18 protein-coding genes and 1 riboswitch are annotated in these 20,726 nt (G+C 72.8%); of the genes, 3 read left to right on the plus strand and 15 right to left on the minus strand.

All coding sequences use genetic code 11. From position 1 onward, the window contains the following. Positions 1–86: 86 nt before the first annotated feature. Positions 87–827, plus strand: a complete 741-nt coding sequence (locus tag AB0L75_RS01635) for a TetR/AcrR family transcriptional regulator (protein ID WP_365173853.1) — start codon at positions 87–89, stop codon at positions 825–827. A 61-nt stretch (positions 828–888) separates the two neighbouring features. Here AB0L75_RS01635 and AB0L75_RS01640 read toward each other — a convergent pair whose 3' ends face one another. Further along, on the minus strand, positions 889–1,653 hold the full coding sequence (locus AB0L75_RS01640; RefSeq protein WP_365173856.1) for a CbtA family protein: 765 nt from the start codon (positions 1,651–1,653) through the stop codon (positions 889–891). A 25-nt stretch (positions 1,654–1,678) separates the two neighbouring features. Continuing rightward, a complete protein-coding gene (locus tag AB0L75_RS01645) occupies positions 1,679–1,900 on the minus strand; it encodes a CbtB-domain containing protein (protein WP_365173859.1) in 222 nt (73 codons plus the stop codon). Between the two features lie 38 nt (positions 1,901–1,938). Beyond that, positions 1,939–2,091, minus strand: a riboswitch (cobalamin riboswitch). A 109-nt stretch (positions 2,092–2,200) separates the two neighbouring features. On the opposite strand from AB0L75_RS01645, the gene AB0L75_RS01650 reads away from it, so the two are divergent. Next, the gene (locus AB0L75_RS01650; RefSeq protein WP_365173861.1) at positions 2,201–2,794 is read left to right on the plus strand and encodes a histidine phosphatase family protein; all 594 of its coding nucleotides are present in this window, start codon (positions 2,201–2,203) and stop codon (positions 2,792–2,794) included. A gap of 18 nt (positions 2,795–2,812) precedes the next feature. On the opposite strand, the gene AB0L75_RS01655 is transcribed toward AB0L75_RS01650, so the two are convergent. The 12 genes from AB0L75_RS01655 to AB0L75_RS01710 form a co-directional block, all read right to left on the minus strand. Beyond that, positions 2,813–3,379, minus strand: a complete 567-nt coding sequence (locus tag AB0L75_RS01655; RefSeq protein WP_365173863.1) for a DUF3995 domain-containing protein — start codon at positions 3,377–3,379, stop codon at positions 2,813–2,815. A gap of 250 nt (positions 3,380–3,629) precedes the next feature. Then, positions 3,630–6,221 carry a DHA2 family efflux MFS transporter permease subunit gene (locus AB0L75_RS01660; RefSeq protein ID WP_365173865.1) on the minus strand — a complete coding sequence of 864 codons (2,592 nt, stop codon included), beginning with the start codon at positions 6,219–6,221 and terminating at the stop codon, positions 3,630–3,632. Positions 6,222–6,547: 326 nt separating this feature from the next. Then, positions 6,548–6,964 carry a hypothetical protein gene (locus AB0L75_RS01665; protein WP_365173868.1) on the minus strand — a complete coding sequence of 139 codons (417 nt, stop codon included), beginning with the start codon at positions 6,962–6,964 and terminating at the stop codon, positions 6,548–6,550. Positions 6,965–6,966: 2 nt separating this feature from the next. Continuing rightward, positions 6,967–7,131 (minus strand): hypothetical protein, encoded by a 165-nt coding sequence (locus AB0L75_RS01670; RefSeq protein ID WP_365173870.1) that lies wholly within the window; start codon positions 7,129–7,131, stop codon positions 6,967–6,969. 240 nt (positions 7,132–7,371) lie between these two features. Next, positions 7,372–9,417: an SWIM zinc finger family protein gene (locus AB0L75_RS01675; RefSeq protein WP_365174844.1), complete on the minus strand. Its 2,046-nt coding sequence runs from the start codon at positions 9,415–9,417 to the stop codon at positions 7,372–7,374. 212 nt (positions 9,418–9,629) lie between these two features. Further along, positions 9,630–12,482, minus strand: a complete 2,853-nt coding sequence (locus AB0L75_RS01680; RefSeq protein ID WP_365173872.1) for a DEAD/DEAH box helicase — start codon at positions 12,480–12,482, stop codon at positions 9,630–9,632. Between the two features lie 97 nt (positions 12,483–12,579). After that, the gene (locus tag AB0L75_RS01685; RefSeq protein ID WP_365173875.1) at positions 12,580–13,161 is read right to left on the minus strand and encodes a sugar kinase; all 582 of its coding nucleotides are present in this window, start codon (positions 13,159–13,161) and stop codon (positions 12,580–12,582) included. Continuing rightward, positions 13,158–14,303 (minus strand): ROK family glucokinase, encoded by a 1,146-nt coding sequence (locus AB0L75_RS01690; RefSeq protein ID WP_365173878.1) that lies wholly within the window; start codon positions 14,301–14,303, stop codon positions 13,158–13,160. The genes AB0L75_RS01685 and AB0L75_RS01690 overlap by 4 nt, the downstream gene beginning before the upstream one ends. A gap of 138 nt (positions 14,304–14,441) precedes the next feature. Further along, on the minus strand, positions 14,442–15,245 hold the full coding sequence (locus AB0L75_RS01695; RefSeq protein ID WP_365174846.1) for an ATP-binding cassette domain-containing protein: 804 nt from the start codon (positions 15,243–15,245) through the stop codon (positions 14,442–14,444). Positions 15,246–15,337: 92 nt separating this feature from the next. Then, positions 15,338–16,378, minus strand: a complete 1,041-nt coding sequence (locus tag AB0L75_RS01700) for an ABC transporter permease (protein WP_365173881.1) — start codon at positions 16,376–16,378, stop codon at positions 15,338–15,340. Then, positions 16,375–17,379: a sugar ABC transporter substrate-binding protein gene (locus tag AB0L75_RS01705; RefSeq protein ID WP_365173883.1), complete on the minus strand. Its 1,005-nt coding sequence runs from the start codon at positions 17,377–17,379 to the stop codon at positions 16,375–16,377. Before AB0L75_RS01705 ends, AB0L75_RS01700 begins: the two co-directional genes overlap by 4 nt. A 176-nt stretch (positions 17,380–17,555) precedes the next feature. Further along, on the minus strand, positions 17,556–18,293 hold the full coding sequence (locus AB0L75_RS01710; RefSeq protein ID WP_365174847.1) for a GntR family transcriptional regulator: 738 nt from the start codon (positions 18,291–18,293) through the stop codon (positions 17,556–17,558). A gap of 130 nt (positions 18,294–18,423) precedes the next feature. Between AB0L75_RS01710 and AB0L75_RS01715 the strand changes: the two genes are divergently transcribed. Next, the gene (locus AB0L75_RS01715) at positions 18,424–19,446 is read left to right on the plus strand and encodes a Gfo/Idh/MocA family oxidoreductase (RefSeq protein WP_365173886.1); all 1,023 of its coding nucleotides are present in this window, start codon (positions 18,424–18,426) and stop codon (positions 19,444–19,446) included. A gap of 572 nt (positions 19,447–20,018) precedes the next feature. Here the strand turns inward: AB0L75_RS01715 and AB0L75_RS01720 are convergent. Then, positions 20,019–20,690: a response regulator transcription factor gene (locus AB0L75_RS01720; protein WP_365173888.1), complete on the minus strand. Its 672-nt coding sequence runs from the start codon at positions 20,688–20,690 to the stop codon at positions 20,019–20,021. Positions 20,691–20,726 lie beyond the last annotated feature (36 nt).

Below are 20,726 nucleotides of genomic sequence, written 5' to 3' on the forward strand. Positions count from 1 at the left end.
TTACGGCGTTTACTAGAGGTGATCGGCGTTAACATTGTCAAGTGGGGGCTGACCGGCGGCGCCACAGGAGAGCAGGAGACACGTCCGTGAGCAGCGAGTTCGCCCCGGCATCGACACGGAGGGCACAGCAGCGCGAAGAGGCGCGGGAGCGCCAGCGCGCCGAGACGAAGTCCGAGATCCTGGGGCATGCCCGGCAGTTGCTGGTGGCCGAGGGCCCGGCCGCCGTCTCGCTCCGTGCCATCGCGCGCGAGATGGGGATGACCGCTCCGGGGCTCTACCGCTACTACGCCGACCACCGCGAGCTGGTGCAGGCACTCACCGCGTCCCTCTACGAAGAGCTGGCCGCCGCCCTGGAGCACGCCCGCGACCGGGCGGCCGAGCAGTCCCCCGGCGGCCGCTTCACCGCCACCGCACGAGCGCTGCGGGCCTGGGCGCTGAGCCACAGGCCGGAGTTCACCCTCGTCTTCAGCAAGCCGATCCCCGACGCCGACTGCGCACCGGGCGACCCCTGCCACACCGCCAGCTGGCGCTTCGGCGGCGTCTTCGTCGGCCTGATGATGGAGTTCTGGCGGGCGGGCACCGTCCCGCTGCCGGAGCCGGGCGCCCTCGACCCGGACTGGCTCCCCCAGTTGGAGGAGCTGCGGGAGCACATCGGCTCCGAGCCGCCCCTGGAGGCGCTCTACGTCTTCGTCCTCGCCTGGTCCCGCCTGTACGGCATGGTGTCCATGGAGGTGTTCGGACATCTCGACTTCGCCCTGACCGATCCCGGACCGCTCTTCGAGCACAACCTGCGCGACATCGTGGGGCTACTGGAGGCCGGCCCGTGAAACGCCGAGCAGGCCCCGACCGGTGTGCGGGTCGGGGCCTGCGATCGTGCGCTCTTCGGCCTCAGCGGGTCACGGCAGTGGCCCCTTGAGCCGAGTCCTTCTTCCTCGCCTCGGCCGGCCGGGGCGCGAGCACCCGCTCGGCCAGCAGCCCGAAGATCAGCCCGAAGGCGGTCCACAGGGTCAGCTGGATGGCGAGGGCCGCCAGCCGGAACTGCCAGAGCAGGGTGGCCGAGAAGTCCTTGGGGACCTCGTTGACGGCCGGCAGGAACGCGTACGCCAGACCGACGGCCAGGACGAAGAACGCCCCTGCCGCGACCGTGGCGTTCCAGTTGCCCAGGCGTGGTGCGAGGCGCTTGCCCAGAATCACCGTGGCGATCGCCAGCAGCACGCTGAGCAGGATCATCAGGAAGTACAGCGTCGTGCGCCGGCCGATGGTGTCGGGGTTGCCCACGGACGGCGGGCCGGCGGGGTACTTGAGGAACGGCACGACGTAGACGGCGATCAGGCCCGCCGCGGACAGCAGCAGCGCGCTCGCGCGCGGGCCGAACCGCCCGATGCGGCCGAGCGCGAAACAGTACGCGAGGGCGGCGATGCCGCCGAACGCCACGCCGTAGACGAGGACGCCGGTGGCCAGGCCCCCGGTGGACTGCATCGAGCGGCTGACGATCTCCATGCCGTGCTCGTGGGAGTGCGCATCCTCGTAGGCGATGGCCGAGTCGACACGCGGCTCGCCGAGGAAGTAGGCGACGACGAGGGCGAGCAGGCCCGCGGCGAGCCCCGCGAGCATGCCACGCACCAGGAGGTTTCTTACGGTTGCCGAGTTCATGGACGCGTACGCTGCCCCGTCGCCGTCAGTGGCAGGGGAAGCCGAGCAGGTGGCGGGCGTCGTGCACCCACTCGTGGACGCTCTCGCCGGACACGAGCGAGGTGGCGCCCTGCTCGGCGCCGACGAAGTAGAGCAGAACCATCATCAGGATGCCGAAGAAGACCGCCCACGGGGCGATCGCCGAGATCGGCAGCTTCGCCGGTACGGCGGCGGGCGTGGTCGTGGGCTGAACAGCGGACTGCGCCATGGCAGGACCCTCCTGGGGAACTCGCGTCCCGTCTCGGTGGTGCACACGACGACGGATGCGGGTCTGACTTGCCCGGCCTTCGCCGTCCCGCTCGGGGACGGCTCGCGCTGGGCTTACAGTGGCGCGACCGTGCCGGATTCCCACCGACTTCCGCCGTGCCGTCGTCAACAACGACCAGAAAGGTACCGCGAGGGAGGGATCCGGCCAAGGGCGCATACAGCGGCGCTCAAGCGCATCCGATGCGCCGCACTACCCCCAGAGCCCTTTGTTGAGGCACCAGTTGGACACGGGAACATGAACATGACCAGTCGAGTGACATTGATCTCAGCGGCGATGAGCCGGTCGCTGCGCGAGGCCCGCTTCGACGACGGGTGTCCGCTCGACGCGACCGCGGCGGACCGCGCCCGCTCGGCCGCCGGCCTGCTTCCGGGCAGTGACCGAGTGATGGCCTCTCCCACCGTCCGGTGCCGTGAGACCGCGGCCGCCCTCGGCCTCGAACCCGTCTGCGCACCGGAGTTGGCGGCACTCGACATGGGCCGCTGGCGGGGGCGGACACTCGACGAGGTCGCCGCCGCCGAGCCGGACGCGGTCGCCCGGTGGCTGGCCGATCCCGCGTCCGCCCCGCACGGCGGGGAGTCGGTGTGCGCCCTGGGCGACCGAGTCGCCGCCTGGCTCGCGGAGGCCGCCCGGTGGTCGGGCCGGACCGTGGCCGTGGTGGAACCGGAGATCGTACGGGCCGTGGCCGTGCGGGTACTTGACGCACCGGGGCCGGCGTTCTGGCGCCTCGACGTGCCTCCCCTGACCGCGACCGAACTCAGCGGCCGGTCAGGACGCTGGAACCTGCGGCTGGGGCAGCCGCTCGCGCACGTCGCCGGGCAAGGCCGCACCGGCTGAGGCCCATCGGGGTGGTCCTCACGCTCGTGCCGACGGGCCGGCGAGGTTCCGGCCGGCCGCGGCCGATGGCCGGGTGCGCCGCTGGAAGGCCAGGGCCATGGCGGTGAACAGCAGGCCGCCGAGCATCCAGTAGGGCTCGTACACGAGGACGCTGAACCGGTCCTCGCCGGTCAGCGGCTTTCCGCGCTGACCGGTGAGGAACACCGCCAGGTCCACCATCGAGGGCGCGGCATGGCCGACCATGAGCAGTGCGCAGCCCCAGACCCCGAAGAGCATCAGGCGGCGCGGGAAGAACAGTCCCCAGCGCTGCACCAGGGCGAGCGCGAGGGCGGCCCCGCCCAGGTTCATCGGTATGGCGATCAGGTCGATGACGAACAACGGCCTGTTGTCGACCAGGGATTCGCCCGGTGGCAGCCCGATGGTGCCGCCCAGCGCCCAGTAGCAGTGGAACGCCGCGAACACGACCATCCACACGCATGCGGTGAACGCCGCCCTGCGCTGCCATGCCGTCGCGGGCGGGGTGCGGCGGGCCCGCTCGGTGACGCGGGCGGCCGTGCGGTTGACGGTGGCGGGTCTGCTTTCCATGGCGTTCCCCTCGCGGTGGACGGTCATCCCGTCGGATGCCGGGTCAGGCGGACAGCTCGGATCCATGCCCCATCGGGCAGCCGTAGCCTGTATCGCCGCCGGACCCGGGGTCCCGCTGTTCGCCGGGAGTGGCTTGAACGTGACGGTGGGCCCCACACAGTTGGCCGAACCTGTGTGCGACGCGGCGCGGACGGCCCGCCTCACTCTCGGCAGCCCCGAGCGGGGGAACTGAGGGCCGCGCCGGCTTCCGCTACCGGGACTCCTCCTGGTGGGACAGTTCGAGGTCGAAGCCGCTCATGCCGCTGCCGTCCAGGCGGACCGAGGCGGCGACGGGGGCGTAGCCGCTGGCGATGACGGTGTACTCGCCGCCGTCCAGGTCGGTGAACCCGTACGCGCCGTCGCGTCCGGTGATCGTGGTGCCGACCACGTTCCCGGCCGAGTCCAGCAGGGTGACCTTGGCCTCGTCGAGGGGGTCGCCGGTGGCGGTGCTGACGACGCCGTGCAGCCGGGCGCCCGGTTCGAGCCGGATCTCGCAGCTGTCCGCGGCTCCGGGGACGACGTCGACCGCGAGGGCGGCCGGACGGTGTCCGGGCGCGTTCACCACGAGCGTGTAGCCGCCGGGGACCAGGTCGGCGAGCACGAAGGCGCCGTCGGCGGCCGAGCTGCCGCGCGCCACGACCTCTCCGCGTACGTCGGTGGCGACCAGCAGGGCGCCCGGCAGCGGGTGTCCGTCGGCGGCGTCGCGGACGGACCCGGTGAGGGCGACGGTGCCGCCGAGCGTGAAGTCGCACTCGACCGGCTCCTCGCCGACCGGCACCGTGACGGCCTGCGGCTGCCGCGAACCGGCGGCGCCGATCAGCACATAGGTGCCGGGACCGGTGACGGCCAGGGCGTAGGCCCCGTCCGCGCCGCTGACGGCACGGCCGAGCTGCCGGCCGCCCATGTCGATCAAGGTGATCACGGCCTGCGGCACCGGCCCGCCCGCGCCGTCCAGCACCCGGCCGCGGACGCCGTACCGCGAAGCGCCCGGCTCGGGTTCGAACCTGTCGGCCGGCGGCCCGGCGGCGGTCCGGCTCCCGCCGGATGCCGGTGCGGCGGCGGGCTGCTCGGGGGCACGGCCGGCGGCGGACTCGGCGGTGGTAGGTGCGACCGGGTCCGCGGGGGCGGGCCGCTCGGCGACCGCGGTGGGTGCGGCCGGGTCGGGGGTGGTCGTCGTGGCCGGAGCCGGGTCGCCGTTCTCCTCCGCGGCCCGTGCCTCCAGTCCGGAGACCTGGCGCAGCGGCACCTCCTTGGTCCACACCGCGACCAGGAAGGCCAGGACCGTCACGGCCGCCGCGATGAGGAACACGAGCTGCATCGAGTCGGTGAAGCCGGCCTTGAACGGCTGGGCCAGCCGCGGGTCCAGCCGCTGGATGAACGAGGAGTCGTCGAGCACACCCGAGCCGCTGCCGCCGCTCGCCCCGGGGTGCTTGAGCATCTCCAGGACCGGCGCGTTCGCGGGGTCGGCCCGCACGGCCGGGTCATGGACCGCGGCCTGGAACGCGGGCGTTCCGGCGGCCGCCCGGAAGGCCGAGCTGATCTTGTCGCCGACGGTGCTGAAGAGGACGGAGAGGAAGACCGCCGTACCGGCGGTGCCGCCCATCTGGCGGAAGAAGGTGGCCGACGCGGTCGCCACGCCCATGTCCTTGGGCTCGACGGCGTTCTGCACGGCCAGGGTCAGGATCTGCATGCACCCGCTGAGGCCGATGCCGAACAGCGCCATGTAGGCCATGGTCTCCGGCAGTGCCGTGTTCCACTCCACCCGGTAGTGGAACAGCAGCATGGCGGCGATCATCAGCAGGGTGCCGACGATCGGGAAGATCTTGTACTTGCCGGTCTTCTGGATGATGCCGCCGACCACCATGGTCCCGGCGATCATCCCGACCATCAACGGCAGCATCAGCAGGCCGGACCTGGTGGGGCTGACGCCCTTCACGATCTGCAGATACAGCGGGATCATCATCATCCCGCCGAACATGCCCATGCCGATGAGCACGGACAGCAGGCTCATCTTGCTGAACACCGCGCCGCGGAACAGCCGCATCGGGATCAGGGCCTCCTCGCCCATGGCCCGTTCGACGAAGACCCAGGCGATCAGGCCGACCACGCCGACCGCGTAGCAGACGCAGGCCTTCGTGGAGGTCCAGCCCCAGCTCTGGCCCTGTTCCGCCACCAGCAGCAGCGGCACCACGCCGAGGGCGATGGTGAGCGCGCCCCACCAGTCGATGCGGTGCTCGCGCCGGGTGTGCGGGAGGTTCAGCACCTTGGCGACGACGAACAGCGCGACGATGCCGACGGGTACGTTGACCAGGAACACCCAGCGCCAGCCGGCGATGGCCAGGATGCTGCTGCGGCCCGCCAGGAAACCGCCGATCAGCGGGCCGATCACACTGGAGGAGCCGAACATCGCGAGCATGTAGCCCTGGTAGCGGGCCCGCTCGCGGGGCGGGACGATGTCACCGATGATCGCCAGCGCCAGCGACATCAGGCCGCCCGCGCCGATGCCCTGGAAGGCCCGGAACGCGGACAGTTCGGTCATCGAGGTGGCGAACGAGCAGGCGGCCGAGCCGACGATGAAGATCGTGATGGCCGCCAGGAAGTAGGGCTTGCGGCCGTAGAGGTCGGACAGCTTGCCGTACAGCGGCGTGCTGATGGTGGAGGTGATCAGGTACGCGGTGGTGACCCACGCCTGCGCGCTCAGGCCGTGCAGATCGTCGGCGATGGTACGGATCGAGGTGCTGACGATGGTCTGGTCGAGGGCCGCGAGGAACATCCCCAGCATCAGGCCGCTGAGGATCGTCATGATCTGACGGTGCGTCAGCCTGCCGCCGGCCGGCGGTGCCGACCCGGATATCGCTGTGGCTCCCCCGCGGGCCGGGGATGCGGACGTGGTCATGCGTGCGGATCTCCTTGCCTCACCTCGCCGTCCGGGCCCTGCCCGGCTCCGAGGCCCGTGTACGTACGGTCCACCGGCGCACGGCTCCCTCTCGGCCTCTTGGACGGCCCGTGCCGATCATCACTTACGTTCCGTTGCTTGCGGCTACCAACTGAGTGTAGATCCTGGCGGGGGACAGGCTCGGTCGCGGCCCGTGCCGCTCGCCGAGGCCCGGCGCCGCACCGTCGGGACCGTCAGGGCATGGCCAGCCAGCCGATCACACCGACCAGGCCGGACAGGGCGAACCCGATGCCGCAGACCGTGAGCAGCCGGCGCAGCATCCGCCCCGCCCCCGGTGACCACAACGCCGCGCCGATCCGGCCGCCCAGCCGTGGCATCACCGTGGAGAACGCACCGCACAACGCGGAGAGGCCGGCCACCAGTGCCACCACGCAGGCGAAGAGCCCGGCCAGCCGTCCGGCCGTCGGGGCCACCCCGACCGGATAGCAGTGGCCGCCCGCGTCCTGCTGGACGGGCAGCGCCGTCCCTTCCTTGTAGGACTCGCCGATGGAGGCGAACTGGTTCACCACACGGTGGTCGTCGGAGCGGAAGACGCCGAAGCAGTCGGTGTGGCGCTGCCTGCCCGTGCCCGAGGTGGAGCAGCTGTGCATCTTCAGCAGCCCCGGGTGCCGGAGAGGCGCGTGGAGTACTTCAGGTCGCCGGCGAGACCCACGCCTCCGCCGATCCCGAGGCCGCTGAACAACACCCCGACGAACACCATGACCAGCGTCATGCCGATGCGGCCCGGCACCGTCCTCGGTACGCTCCGGTCCCTCACCGTGTGCCCCTTGCCCGCCCTCACCGGTCTCACGTCTCCCCGCCCGCCCGATGCCGATCCGGCCGGTCATGAAGCCATCGGCCCAACGGCCCACCGGGCGCCGGCGCACGCCCCGTCCCACCACACGGGACCCACACGGATCATGCGGCGCACTCCGCGACCGCTGCCGCGACCGGCCGTGCCCGGCCGCTCCCCGTACCGGACCGGCCGGTCCGGCGGCGGGACCCCGGCGGACAAGCCCTACAGGTCGTCCGGTGTGCCGAGCCCGGTCAGCGCGCCCACCGGGTCCAGGTCGGGCGTGCCGCGGGGCCACCAGTCGTCCTGGCCCGGCTCCGATTCGTAGGCGTACCACAGGCCGTCGCGGCCGAGTCTGAGCTGGACATGGCCGCGGGGGTGGGTGAGGTGGTTGCGCCAGGGGCGGAACGCCGGGAGGTCGGCGGCGAGCAGCAGCGGGCGGGCCCGGTCGAAGCGGCCGGCCGGCGGGTCCCAGGCCTCCTCCAGGACGGCCAGTCCGGCGAGCCCGCCCTGCCGCCAGGCCGCTACGGCACGCGCGAGGTCGGCCGGGGTACGGCCGGCGGCCGTGGCGAGCGTGGCGTAGAGGGCGCGGGTGGTGGCCGTGAGACCGGAACCGGGGCGGGCCGCGGCCAGCCGCACCGCGTCCTGCCACAGGGTCAGCTCGCCCACCGGGTCGCATCCGGTGGCGAGCAGGGCGTGGGCGCGGGCGGCGGCGTCGGTCGCCAGCTGGTCGAGCGCGAAGGGGTCCGGGCCGCCGGGCGCCGCCGGATACACCGGTGGTTGCTCGGGGTGCGGGGGTGCCGGCAACGGCGGTGGCAGCGGCGGGAGTTGGCGGGGGGCGAGGACGTCGGCGGCGCGTACGCCGGGCAGGGACTGCGGCTGGCGCTCCCGGGCGGTGCGGGCCGCGCGGGCGGCACTGCGCCGGGACAGCGCGTCGAGCAGGTCCTTCTCGCCCCGGCCGCGCAGCAGAAGCAGCACGAACGGGTCGGCGTCGAGCAGCCGTGCCGTCTGGTAGCAGAGCGCGGCCGCGTGCTTGCAGGGGTGGCCGGAGTCGGGGCAGCTGCAGCGCGGTGCCAGGTCGCCGGGGCCGGGCAGCAGGGGGACGCCCGAGTCGGCGAGGGACGGGGGCAGCTCCTTGTCGAGCAGCGCGGCGATGTGCCCCGGCCGGTCGGCGGCCGTGTCCAGGAACCGCGCCCAGCCCTCGTCCTCCAGCGTGCGGACCCGCATCTGCACGCGGTACGGACGCGGCCGGCTCCCGCGCACGTACGCCAGCACGAGCCCCGGTGTCACGGTGATCGCGTCGACATGCCCCTGGTCGGCATAGGAGCGGCCCCGTGCCACCCGCTTGGCGTCCAGCGCGCCCCGCTCCAGCGCGGCCACCCATGCGTTGCCCCACCAGGTCGCCGCGAACGGCACGTCCCCGGCACCGGCCTCGCGGGGCGGGAACGCCGGGAAGGTGCGGCGCAGTTCGGTGTCGCGGTGCGGGGTGGCCATGGTGGGCGGCACGTGGGGGGAGGCCGCGGGGTGCGAGGGCGTCGGGTGCGGGTCGGTGAGGGTGGTCGCGGCAGGGGGTGCGTAGGCGGACACCGGCCCGTCGCCGGGTGTCGCGGGCGGGGTGTACGGGTCCGGGGTCGCGGGAAGCGGCTCGGCGCTGTGGGCGCTGTCGGTGGGGTCAGCGGTGGTTTCCGGGGTCTGTGGCTCCTCCTCCGGGGTGTCGGACCACTTCGGCATCCGGAAGGCGTTCGCCAGGTAATGCCGCATGTCCTGCGCGGCCTGGACGCGGGCGGCCCGGGAGTCCGGTCCGGGGGCGGATGCCGTGTGCGGCGCGGGGGCGGCGGACCTCCCGCTCGCGCGAGGGCCGCGCCGGGTACCGGGCTCGGCCGTCCGCTTGCCGCGCGCGGCGGCCTCGGCCGCCTCGGCCTCGGCCCGCAGCGCCTCCCGTCGGGCGGACCGGAGTGCTTCCCTGGCCACGTCGGCAGGGCGCCCCGCGGGCCGTCCCGCGTGCGCGGCCCCGGGCATGTCCCGGTCGCCCGCGTCCTCGGACCGTGCCGTGGCATCGGGCGCGTCGTCAACGGACTGCGCCGGGGCACCGGGCCCAGAGGTGTCAACGGACTGCGCCGTGGCACCGGTCGTACCGCTGTCACCAGATGCGGCACGGTCTCCGCTCTCGTCGGTCGCGCCGGTCGCGCCGGCCGCGCCCGGCCGGGCGGGCAGTGCCGGCACGGCCGACCGGAGAGCGGCCCGCACGGCGTCCGCGGGCCTCGGCTCCATGGTGCCGCCGGCCCGCTCGACAGCGGGCTCGGACACCGCCTGCTCCTTCGCGGACTTGGTCCGCCTGGTCTCCGGCCGTACGGTCTCCGTCCTCTCGGACGCCGACTGTTCGGGTCCCGCCGGTTCGGACCCGGCCCGCTCGGCCTCCGCGCGCTGCCGCGCCTCCCGCAGCGCCCGTCGGGCGGCGTCGCCGGGGCGCTGTTCCCCGCTCGTCACGTCGTCCTCCGCAGCGAGACCAGGTCGGACAGTTCACGGTCCGTCAGTTCGGTGAGGGCCGCCTCGCCGGAGCCGAGGACCGCGTCGGCCAGGGCGCGCTTGGCGGTGAGCATCTCGGCGATACGGTCCTCGACCGTGCCCTCGGTGACCAGGCGGTGGACCTGGACGGGCTGGGTCTGGCCGATGCGGTACGCGCGGTCGGTGGCCTGTTCCTCGACGGCTGGGTTCCACCAGCGGTCGAAGTGGACGACATGGCCCGCGCGGGTGAGGTTCAGGCCGGTGCCGGCGGCCTTCAGGGAGAGCACCAGGACCGGGGTCTCACCGTTCTGGAAGCGGTCCACCATGCGCTCGCGCTCCGGCACGGGGGTGCCGCCGTGCAGCAGGTCGACCGGGATCGCGCGGGCGGAGAGGTGGGCGGTGATGAGGCGGGCCATGCCGACGTACTGGGTGAAGACGAGCGCCGAGCCGTCCTCGGCCAGCAGGGTGTCCAACAGCTCGTCCAGCAGGGCGAGTTTGCCGGAGCGGTGGGCGAGCCGGCCGATGTGTGCCTCCTCCTTCAGGTACAGCGCCGGGTGGTCGCAGATCTGCTTCAGGGCGCCCAGCAGCTTCAGGACCAGGCCTCGGCGGGCGATGCCCTCGGCGGTCTCGATGGCGAGCATCGACTCGCGCACGACCGCCTCGTACAGCGAGGCCTGTTCACGGGTGAGGGGCACCGGGTGGTCCGTCTCGGTCTTGGGGGGCAGTTCGGGGACGATGCCGGGGTCGGACTTCTTGCGGCGCAGGAGGAAGGGTCGGACGAGGCGGGCGAGGCGGTCGATGGCTTCCTGGTCCTCGCCGTTCTCCACCGCACGGGCGTGGCGGGCCCGGAAGGACTTGAGGGGGCCGAGGAGTCCGGGGGTGGTCCAGTCGAGCAGGGCCCACAGTTCGGAGAGGTTGTTCTCCACCGGTGTGCCGGTCAGCGCCACGCGTGCCGGTGCCGGGATCGCGCGCAGCGCCTTGGCCGTGGCGGAGTACGGGTTCTTCACGTGCTGGGCCTCGTCGGCGACGACCATGCCCCAGGGTTCCTCGGCCAGGCGGGTCGCGGTGGAGCGCATGGTGCCGTACGTGGTGAGGACGAAGCCGCCGTCGAGGCCGTCCAGGGTGCGGTCGGGGCCGTGGAAGCGGCAGACGGGCACGCCGGGGGCGAAGCGGGTGATCTCCCGCTGCCAGTTGCCGAGCAGGGAGGCGGGGCAGACCACGAGGGTCGGCTCGGTCCGGGCGCGCTTGAGGTGCAGGGCGATGAGGGTGACGGTCTTGCCGAGGCCCATGTCGTCGGCGAGGCAGCCGCCGAGGCCGAGTGAGGTCATGAGGTCCAGCCAGGCCAGGCCGCGCAGCTGGTAGTCGCGGAGGGTGGCGGCGAGGCCCGCGGGCGGCTCGGCGGGGCGCAGCCCGGCGGTGAGGCGGTCGCGCAGGACGGCCAGTGCGCCGACGGGGACGGCCTCGACGCTCTCGCCGTCGACGTCGGCGGTGCCGGTGAGTGCGACGGACAGCGCGTCGACCGGGTCGAGCAGGCCCAGTTCGCGCTTGCGGGCCTTGCGGACGAGGGCCGGGTCGACCAGCACCCAGCTGTCCCGGAGTCGCACGACCGGACGGTGGGCCTCGGCGAGGGTGTCCATCTCGGCCTCGCTGAGCGGATCCCCGCCGAGCGCCAGCTGCCAGCGGAACTGCAGCAGGTCCTCGCTCTCGAAGAAGCCGGTGCCGTCGGTCGCCGAGCCGGGTGCGGGGCGGACCTCGGCGGCGGCCGTCAGATCGCGGGCGAGGTCCCGGGGCCAGTGCACGGCGACCCCGGCGGCGGCCAGCCGGGTGGCGCCGACGCCGAGCAGTTCGCCCAGCTCCTCCTCGGACAGGGCGAGGACGTCCGGCACGTCCTGCTCGGCGAGGCGGTCCAGGGGCGGCCAGGCGCGAGCCGCGCGCCGTACGGCGAGGGCGGCGTCCACGCGCGCGCGGGGCCCGAACGCCGTGTCGGCCTCCCCCGCCCACAGGGCCGCGGCGTCCGCCATCAAGGTGGGGTCGGCGAGGCTGTGCACCTGCACGATGGCGGCTCCCGCGGCGCGGGCGCCGTCGTGCTCGCCGGTGTCGAAGACGTCGTAGGCGGACAGGTCCAGGCGCAGCGAGATCCGTACGCCCGCGTCCATGCCGGCGGCGACCTCGGCCGCCCACTCGTGGGCCTGCGGCAGGGCCACGGGCTCGCGGGCGGCGAAGGGCCGGCCGGAGGTGTACGGGGCGGCCGGGGTGCGGGGCAGGGTGTCGGCGACCGCGTCCAGGAAGGAGCGGATCAGGGCCTCCGGCTCGGGCAGCCGGAGCGGGCCGGGGTCCGGGAGCGGCACGGCGTGGCCCTCCGGGGGCAGGGCCGCGGCCACCGCGCGCAGGTGCGCGATGTCGCCGGGCTCCAGTGGGCCCGCCCGCCAGGCGTCCTGGCCGCCCGGGGTCAGGCCCGGCAGCAGCCGGCCGCGCGCGACCAGCCGCAGCGCGTGCAGCGCGGCGGCGCCCCAGCAGGCCGTGGCCGGATGGGCGGCCGGATCGCGGCGGGCCCCGACCAGCAGCGGCAGGGCCTCGGCGAGCGGCAGGGTCAGCGCGGGCACCTGGCGGCGGCGGACGGTGGCACCGTGGCGTCGTACGACCGTCAGCTCGTCGGTGGCGCCGTCGGCTTCGGCGGGCAGGGCACCTCCGTCGGGGTCCCAGAAGGCGATACGGCCCTCGCGCGGGAGGGGCGCGGGAAGATAGACGGACGCGAGGCGCACCGGGATCCCGCTCCCCGTCCGCCCGGCGTCTGCCGTGCGCTCGGCCACCGCGGCCGTGCCCCCGCTCATACGTCCTGCCACCTTCCGCCCATGTGCCGGATCAGACGTCTTCGACTCTACGGGCGGGGTCTGACAATCGGCCCCGGCGACCGGCCGCGGCCGGTGTTCAGGGCACCGTGCGGGAGACGACGTAGACCATCGGGTTGTCCGGGTCGGACAGGTTCACTACGACATCCTGGGTGGGTGCCGGGTTCTTCTGCTCGTGGGTGAGTCCCCACCAGGGGCCGGGACCGGTGAAGTGCCAGCCGCTGACCTTCCGGTCGCGGGCGCCGATGGCGATGTCGCCCTTCTCCAGCTGGTCCCGGTGTACGCCCATGGTCTGCAGGAAGCCTTCCAGACCGGCGTCGTTGGTGCGGAACTGGACGTAGAGCCGGCTGGTCTTCCAGTTGTTCGTCTCGTAGGAGGCGACATGGTCGGCGGGGTGCGGGACGGTCACCTGGTAGAGGCGGCGCTGCACCTTCGACGGATAGCCCGCGACGAGGCCGGTCGCCGAGTACTTCGCCTCCTTGTCCTTGCCGCTGTTGCGGCTCTGGTTGGCGGAGATCACCAGGTAGCCGGCCGGGACGCCGATCAGCAGGCCGATGATCAGCAGGGTGAGCGCGCGGCGTCTGGCCCTGTGCCGGGAGTCCTCGGCGGGGCGGCGCGGCTCGTCCGGCGGGGCGGCCTGGCGGGGCAGCGAGGCGGTCATGCGGAGTCCCGGTCGCGGCGAGCCTGGGCGTAGCGCTCGTAGCGCTCGAAGCGCTCCACCCGGCGGCGCTTGGCACGGCGGAACCGGCGGGCCACCAGCCGGGCCAGGTCGGCGGCGCCCACCATGCCGGCCTCGGGGCCGAGCTGGGCGCGGGTGATACGGGCCTCGGGGCGGTAGCCGCGGCCGGTGAGGTGGCGCTTGAAGGCGTCCCGGGCCGGGCCGATGAGCAGGTCGTCGGCGGCCGAGACCCCGCCGCCGATGACGAAGCAGGACGGGTCGAGGGCGGCGGCGAGGTTGGCGATGCCGACGCCGAGCCACTGCCCGATGTCCTGGAGCAGCTCGATGCACATGGCGTCGCCCTCGCGGGCCAGCTCGGTGATCATCGGGCCGGTGATGTCGCCGATGTTGCCCTTGACGTGCTCGATGATGCCGTAGGCGACGGGCGAGTCGGCGGCAGCCAGTTCCTTGGCCTCGCGGACGAGGGCGTTGCCGGAGCTGTACTGCTCCCAGCAGCCGCGGTTGCCGCACGGGCAGCGGTGCCCGCCGGGGACGACCTGCATATGGCCGAACTCGCCGGCGACACCGAACTTGCCGCGCTTGACCTGGCCGTCCTCCAGGATGGCGCCGCCGATGCCGGTGCCGAGGGTGATCATGACGAGGTGGTCCTCGCCGCGGCCGGCGCCGAAGCGCCACTCCGCCCAGGCGGCGGTGTTGGCGTCGTTGTCCACGAGGACCGGCACGGAGAGCCGGCCGCTCAGGCGGTCGCGCAGCGGTTCGTTGCGCCAGGACAGGTGGGGCGCGAACAGGACGCGGTTGCGGTCGGCGTCGACCCAGCCGGCGGCGCCGATGCCGACCGCGTGCACGTCGTGCCGGTCGGAGAGGTCCAGGACCAGTTCGACGATGGTGTCCTCGACGACCTTGGGGCTCTTGGACTTGTCCGGGGTCTCGGCGCGGAGCTTCTCCAGGATGTTGCCGTCGGCGTCCACGACGCCCGCCATGACCTTGGTGCCGCCGATGTCGATACCGACCGTCGGCACACGGGGTGCGGTCAGGTGGGAGCGGCGTTCCCTGGTGCCGACCGTACGGAGCACGGGGGCCCTGCGGGAGCCGATGGGGGCGGTGAGGTCGCGGTAGGTGCTCATCGTTCGTCGATTCTGCCGCACGCTCACGCTGAGTGCCGCGCGGGGCAGGGGAGGGTGCGCGAGCATCGCCGTCCGCGGGTGCGCCGTGGTTGATCGCGCCCCGCGGCGGAGCCGCACATCGACGCAGCCCCGCGCCCCCTAGGCCCGCTGCAGTTCGTGGCGTAGGGCGTCCAGGTCGGAACCGCCGGCCATCTGCTCGGTCAGCTCGTCCAGCGTGATCTCGTCCCGTGTGTAATTGCCCACCATCGTGCCCCTCCGCAGCAGTACGAACCTGTCCCCTACGAGGTACGCATGGTGCGGGTTGTGGGTGATCAAGACGACGCCCAGGCCCTCGTCGCGTGCGGCGGCCACATATTTGAGGACCACACCGGACTGCTTGACGCCCAGCGCGGCGGTCGGCTCGTCGAGGACGAGGACCTTCGCGCCGAAGTGGACCGCGCGGGCGATCGCCACGCACTGGCGTTCGCCGCCGGAGAGGGTGCCGATGGGCTGGTCGACGTCGCGGAGGTCGATGCCCATGCGCAGCAGTGCCTCGCGGGTGGTGCGGCGCATGAAGTCGATGTCCAGCCGCTTGAAGGGGCCGACGCCCTTGCGGGGCTCGGAGCCCAGGAAGAAGTTGCGCCACACCGGCATCAGCGGGACGACGGCCAGGTCCTGGTAGACCGTGGCGATGCCGCGGTCCAGGGCCTCGCGCGGGGAGGCGAGACGGGTGTCCTCGCCCTCGATGCGCAGGGTGCCGGCGTCGTGCCGGTGCAGGCCCGCGATGGTCTTGATCAGGGTCGACTTGCCGGCGCCGTTGTCGCCCAGGACGCAGGTGACCCCGCCCGCGTGGACCTCCAGGGAGACGCCCTCCAGGGCGCGGACGTTGCCGTAGTGCTTGCCGACGCCGTTCAGCTCGACCAGCGGCGTGCACGCGGCGGTCACGGTCGCGTCGTCCGTCATGCCGTCGTTCATGCCGTCGTTCATGTCGTCGTTCATGTCGTCGTTCATGCCGTCGTTCATGCCGTCGTTCGTGTCATCGCTCGTGTCGTCGGTCACGTCGTCGCCTCCGCGCGCTTCTTGACCCAGGCGTTGAGCAGGGTCGCGAGGAGCAGCATCGCTCCGAGGAAGAACTTGAACCAGTCGGGATTCCACTCGGCGAAGACGATGCCCTTGCTGGTCATGCCGAACAGGAGGGCGCCCACGGCGGAGCCGATCGCGCTGCCGTAGCCGCCGGTGATCAGGCAGCCACCGATGACGGCCGCGATGATGTAGATCAGCTCGTTGCCGACGCCCTCGCCGGACTGGACGGCGTCGAAGGAGAAGAGCAGGTGCTGGCCCGAGATCCAGGCGCCGAAGGCCACGCCCATGTAGAGGCCGATCTTGGTCTTCGCCACGGGCACGCCGACCGCGCGGGCCGCGTCCTCGTTGCCGCCGACCGCGAAGATCCAGTTGCCGGCGCGGGTGCGCAGCAGGATCCAGGAGGCGAGGGCGACCAGGCCCAGCCACCACAGGATGGTGACCTTGAAGTCGACGCCGCCGATCGTGAAGGTCGAGGCGAAGACGTCGTGGGCGCTGGGGAAGCCCTCCATGTCGGCGATGGTCTTGGTGGAGACCGTGTCGTCGATCAGCTTCGTGAAGCCGAGGTTCAGGCCGGTCAGCATCAGGAAGGTGCCCAGCGTGACGATGAAGCTGGGCAGCTTGGTGCGGGTGAGCATGAAGCCGTTGAAGGCACCGATGGCCAGGGTCACGAGGAGGGACACCCCTACGCCGACCCAGGTGTTCGCCGTCATCTGGTAGCTGAACATCGAGGAGATCAGCGCCGAGGACGTCACGAGGACGCCGGCCGACAGGTCGAACTCGCCGCCGATCATCAGCAGCGCCACCGGTACGGCCATGATGCCGATGGTCGAGGAGGCGTACAGGACCGTGCTGAGGCTGGAGGCGTTGAGGAAGCCGTCCGCGGTGACGGCGAAGAAGACGAAGACGGCGAGCGCGCCGACCACCGAGCCCAGCTCGGGACGGGAGAGCAGCTTCTTCAGCGGCGAGGTCTGAAGAATCCTTTCATCGGCCGTCTTCTCCACGGTCGCGCTCATCGGGTGCCCCGCTCGGTGTACGCGGCCAGCGCGGAGGCCTGGTCCTTGGTGATGATCTGCGGGCCGGTCAGCACCGGCTTGCCGCCGCCGAGGACGTCGCTGTTGTACTTGTAGGCCCACAGCAGGTCGACCGCCTCGTAGCCCTGAAGGTACGGCTGCTGGTCCACGGCGAAGCCGAGGGTGCCGTTCTTCAGCTCGGCGGCGACCTGGGCGTTGAGGTCGAAGGTGTCGATCTCGGCCTTGCTGCCCGCGTCGTTCTTCGCCTTCACCGCGGTGTCCGCGTAGGGCGCGCCGAGGGTGACGACGGCGTCGAGGGAGGTGTCGGCCTGGAGCTTGGCCTCGACGGCGGACTGGACGTCGGGCATGTTGGTGCCGTTGACGTAGAGCTTCTGCAGGGTGCCGTGGAAGGTCTTGGCGACGCCGTCGCAGCGCTGCTCGTGGCCGACGTTGCCCTGCTCGTGCAGCACGCACAGGGCCTTCTTCTTGCCGCGCTTGTTCAGCTCGTCGCCGACGGCCTCGCCGGCGATGGTCTCGTCCTGGCCGATGTGGGTGAGCGCGCCGAAGGCCTTGGACTCCTCGGAGCCGGAGTTCACCGTGATGACCGGGATGCCCGCCTTCTCGGCGCGGGTCACGGCGGCCTTCATGGCGTCCGGCTTGGCGAGGGTGACGATGATGCCGTCGACCTTCTTGTCGACCGCCGCGTCCACCAGCTGCGCCTGCTGCTGGGCCTGGTCGTCGTGCGAGTACAGGAAGTTGATGTTGTCCTTGACGGCGGCCTGCTTGGCGCCGCTCTGCACGATGTCCCAGAAGGTGTCGCCGTCCCCGGAGTGGGTGATCATCGCGAAGGTCCAGCGCGGAGTGTTCACCGCCGCCCTCCCCTGGGCCGCGGCGGCCTTGCGGGCGTCCTCGGCCCGCTTGCCTCCGGTGCTGCTGCACGCCGCGAGGGACACCGAGAGTGCCCCTGTCAGCGCGATGACTGCCCAGGTCCGAAACCGTGCCACGAGGCGGTGCCCCTTCTTGCCGTGTCTTGCTGCGTTCCAACGGACGAGAGGGACCGCCGATCAGCTCGGCGGCCCCAAACGATCCAGTATCGATCACAGGGAACACTCATGACACAGCCGGGGAGCCCCCGCCCGTTCGATTGTCCGGACATTGCGACGAACCCGGGGGTCGGCGGTCAGGGACGGACGAGCAGCTGGAACTCGAAGGAGTAGCGCGTCGGACGGTAGATGTGGTCGCCGAACTCGACCGCGCGGCCGGTGTCGTCGAAGGTGGTGCGCTGCATGGTGAGCAGCGGGGCACCCTCGGCCTCGGCGAGCCGCTCGGCCTCGGCGGCCGTGGCCGCGCGGGCGCCGATGGACTGGCGGGCGCTGTGCAGGGTGATACCGGCGGAGCGCATCAGCCGGTACAGGCCGGTGGCCTCCAGCTGCTCGGTGCCCAGGTCGAGCAGGCCGGTCGGAAGGTGGTTGACCAGGTACGCCATCGGCTCGCCGTGCGCGAGACGCAGCCGCTCGATGCGGTGCACATCGGCGCCCTCGGGCACGCCGAGCGCGGCGGCGACGGTGGCGGAGGCCGGCAGCACGGTGTTGACCAGCACCTTGGTCGCGGGGCGCTGGCCGGCCGCCTCCAGGTCGTCGTAGAGGCTGCTCAGCTCCAGCGGGCGCTTGACCTGGCTGTGCACCACCTGCGTACCGACGCCGCGGCGGCGCACGAGGAGCCCCTTGTCGACGAGGGACTGGATGGCCTGGCGGACGGTCGGCCGGGACAGGCCGAGCCGCGCGGCCAGCTCGATCTCGTTGCCCAGCAGGCTGCCCGGGGTGAGGGTGCCGTGCTCGATGGCGGCCTCCAGCTGCTGGGAGAGCTGGAAGTACAGCGGCACCGGAGAGCTACGGTCCACACGGAGGTCGAGCGACACGGTCGGGTCCACATCTGGTTTCGGCACGGGCTTGAGCGTAGCCCCGTGATCGGTTGACGGGAAGTCGTGTAGTCCGATTGTCCGGACATACGCATTGACAGGGCACGGGCTGCGCCCTCACTTTGTTTCCATGCGCATCGGGGTCATCGGTACGGGCCGCATCGGCACCCTTCACGCGAGAACGCTCAGCCGCCACCGTGAGGTCGGATCGCTGATCCTGACGGACGCGGATCCGGCGCGGGCGCAGGGGCTGGCGCACCGGCTGGGCGAGACGGCGGCGCCCGGAGTGGACGAGATCTTCAAGTGGGGCGTGGACGCGGTGGTGATCGCCACGGCGACGCCCGCCCATGCGGAACTGATCGGCCGGGCGGCGCGCTCGGGTCTGCCGGTCTTCTGCGAGAAGCCGATCGCCCTCGATGTGCCGGGCACCCTGCAGGCGCTCGCCGAGGTGGAGACGGCCGGGACGGTGCTGCAGATGGGGTTCCAGCGGCGCTTCGACGCGGGGTACGCGGGCGCCCGCGAGGCGGTCCGCGCGGGGCGGCTCGGCCGGCTGCACACGGTGCGCGCGATGACCTGCGACCAGTCCCCTCCCCCGGCCGACTGGCTGCCGCTGTCCGGCGGGCTGTTCCGGGACACGCTGATCCACGACTTCGACGTGCTGCGGTGGGTGACGGGCCGTGAGGTGGCCGCCGTGTACGCCGCCGGGTCGGACGGCGGGCCCGCGATGTTCCGTGCGGCCGGCGACGTCGACACGGGCGCGGTGCTGCTCGCCCTGGACGACGGCACGCTGGCCACGGCCACGGCGACGCGGCTGAACGGCGCCGGGTACGACGTGCGCATGGAGCTGGCCGGGGAGCGGGACACGGTCGTGGTGGGCCTGGACGACCGTACGCCGCTCGCGTCCACCGAGCCGACCGGGCCGCCGCCCGCGGACAAGCCGTGGACAGGCTTCCTGGAGCGGTTCGGCCCCGCGTACGAGGCCGAACTGAACGCCTTCGTGGACGTGGTGCTCGGTGAGCGTCCCAACCCGTGCGACGGCCATGAGGCCCTGCAAGCCCTGCGGGTGGCCGAGGCCTGCGAACTCTCCCGGCACGAACACCGCCCCGTACCCCTCACGGAAATCCCGGACCGAGCACGGACGCCGGGTGGCTGAGCGGGGCCGCGGGCGTGCGGGGGCCGCGCGGGTCCGCCGGGGGTTCCGCCGCTGAGCCGGGCGGCGGGCGTCCTGCGGCTGAGCAGAGCCGCGGGCCATGGGCCGGGAAGCTCCGGCGCGGGGCCGACGGCGATGGCAGCAGCGGGCAGCGGAAGGACGCCCCCTTCCGGTGCCGCCCCGCCGGTGACTGAGTGAGGAGCCGCACCACGACCACAGCACAGGCCGGGCAGCGTCCGGCGTGGGGCCGGTGCCCAATTGTCGGCATGATGCCGACTCTCGGTGCTGACACAGCCGGTGGCTGAGGGCATGGCCCGGTGTCGGTGGCCCGGGCCGGGTGCGCGGACTTGTCGGTGTCGGCGTCGGGGCTGCCGGCGGACCGGGAGGGTGCGTACGCCTCTCATCAGGAGGCCGCCGTCCAGAAGGCTCACGTCGGCGCGCAGCACGGCGAGTTGGTCGGGATGGTCGGGATGGTCGAGCAGGGCCAGGACGCCCGCCGTTGCCGATGAGGTTGACCGTGGTCTCGTGGCCGGAGGGCAGCAGCACCCCATGCACCGACGACGTCCGGCGCGCGGTCAGTGCCCGTCGTCGTCGAGGAGTCCGGCGTCGTACGCCAGCAGCGCGATCTGTACGCGGTTGTCGAGGGCGAGCTTGGCGAGGATGCGGGAGACATGTGTCTTGACGGTGGCCACGCTCATGTACAGCTCCGCGGCGATCGCGGCGTTGGCGAGGCCGCGGCCGACGGCGACGGCGACCTCGCGCTCGCGGTCGTTGAGGACGGCGAGCCGTTCACGCGCGCGTGCCTGGCGGGCGTCGGCGGCGCTGCCGGCCGCATGCCGCATCAACTGCCTTGTGACGGCGGGCGACAGCACGGGGTCGCCGGCCGCGACCCGCCGTACGGCGTCGACGATCTCGGCGGGCGGGGTGTCCTTCAGCACGAACCCGGCGGCGCCCGCGCGCAGGGCGTGCAGCACCTGCTCGTCGGCGTGGAAGGTGGTGAGCACCACGACCTGCGGGGCGTCGGGCCGGGCGCGCAGCCGTTCGGTCGCGGTGAGGCCGTCCACCGAGGGCATCCGGATGTCCATGAGGACGACGTCCGGCCGGGTGCGGGCGACGAGTTCCTGGGCCTGGGCGCCGTCCGCGGCCTCCCCGACGATCTCGATGTCCTCGGCTCCGCCGATCATCAGGGCCAGTCCGGCCCGGACCAGCGGGTCGTCGTCGACGAGGAGGAGTCTGATCGGCTTCATGGGCCTTACGTAATCACGGTGCGGGTGGCACGTGGG

Origin of the sequence: Streptomyces sp. NPDC052101 (assembly GCF_040680235.1) — a bacterium.
Classification (GTDB): Bacteria; Actinomycetota; Actinomycetes; order Streptomycetales; family Streptomycetaceae; genus Streptomyces.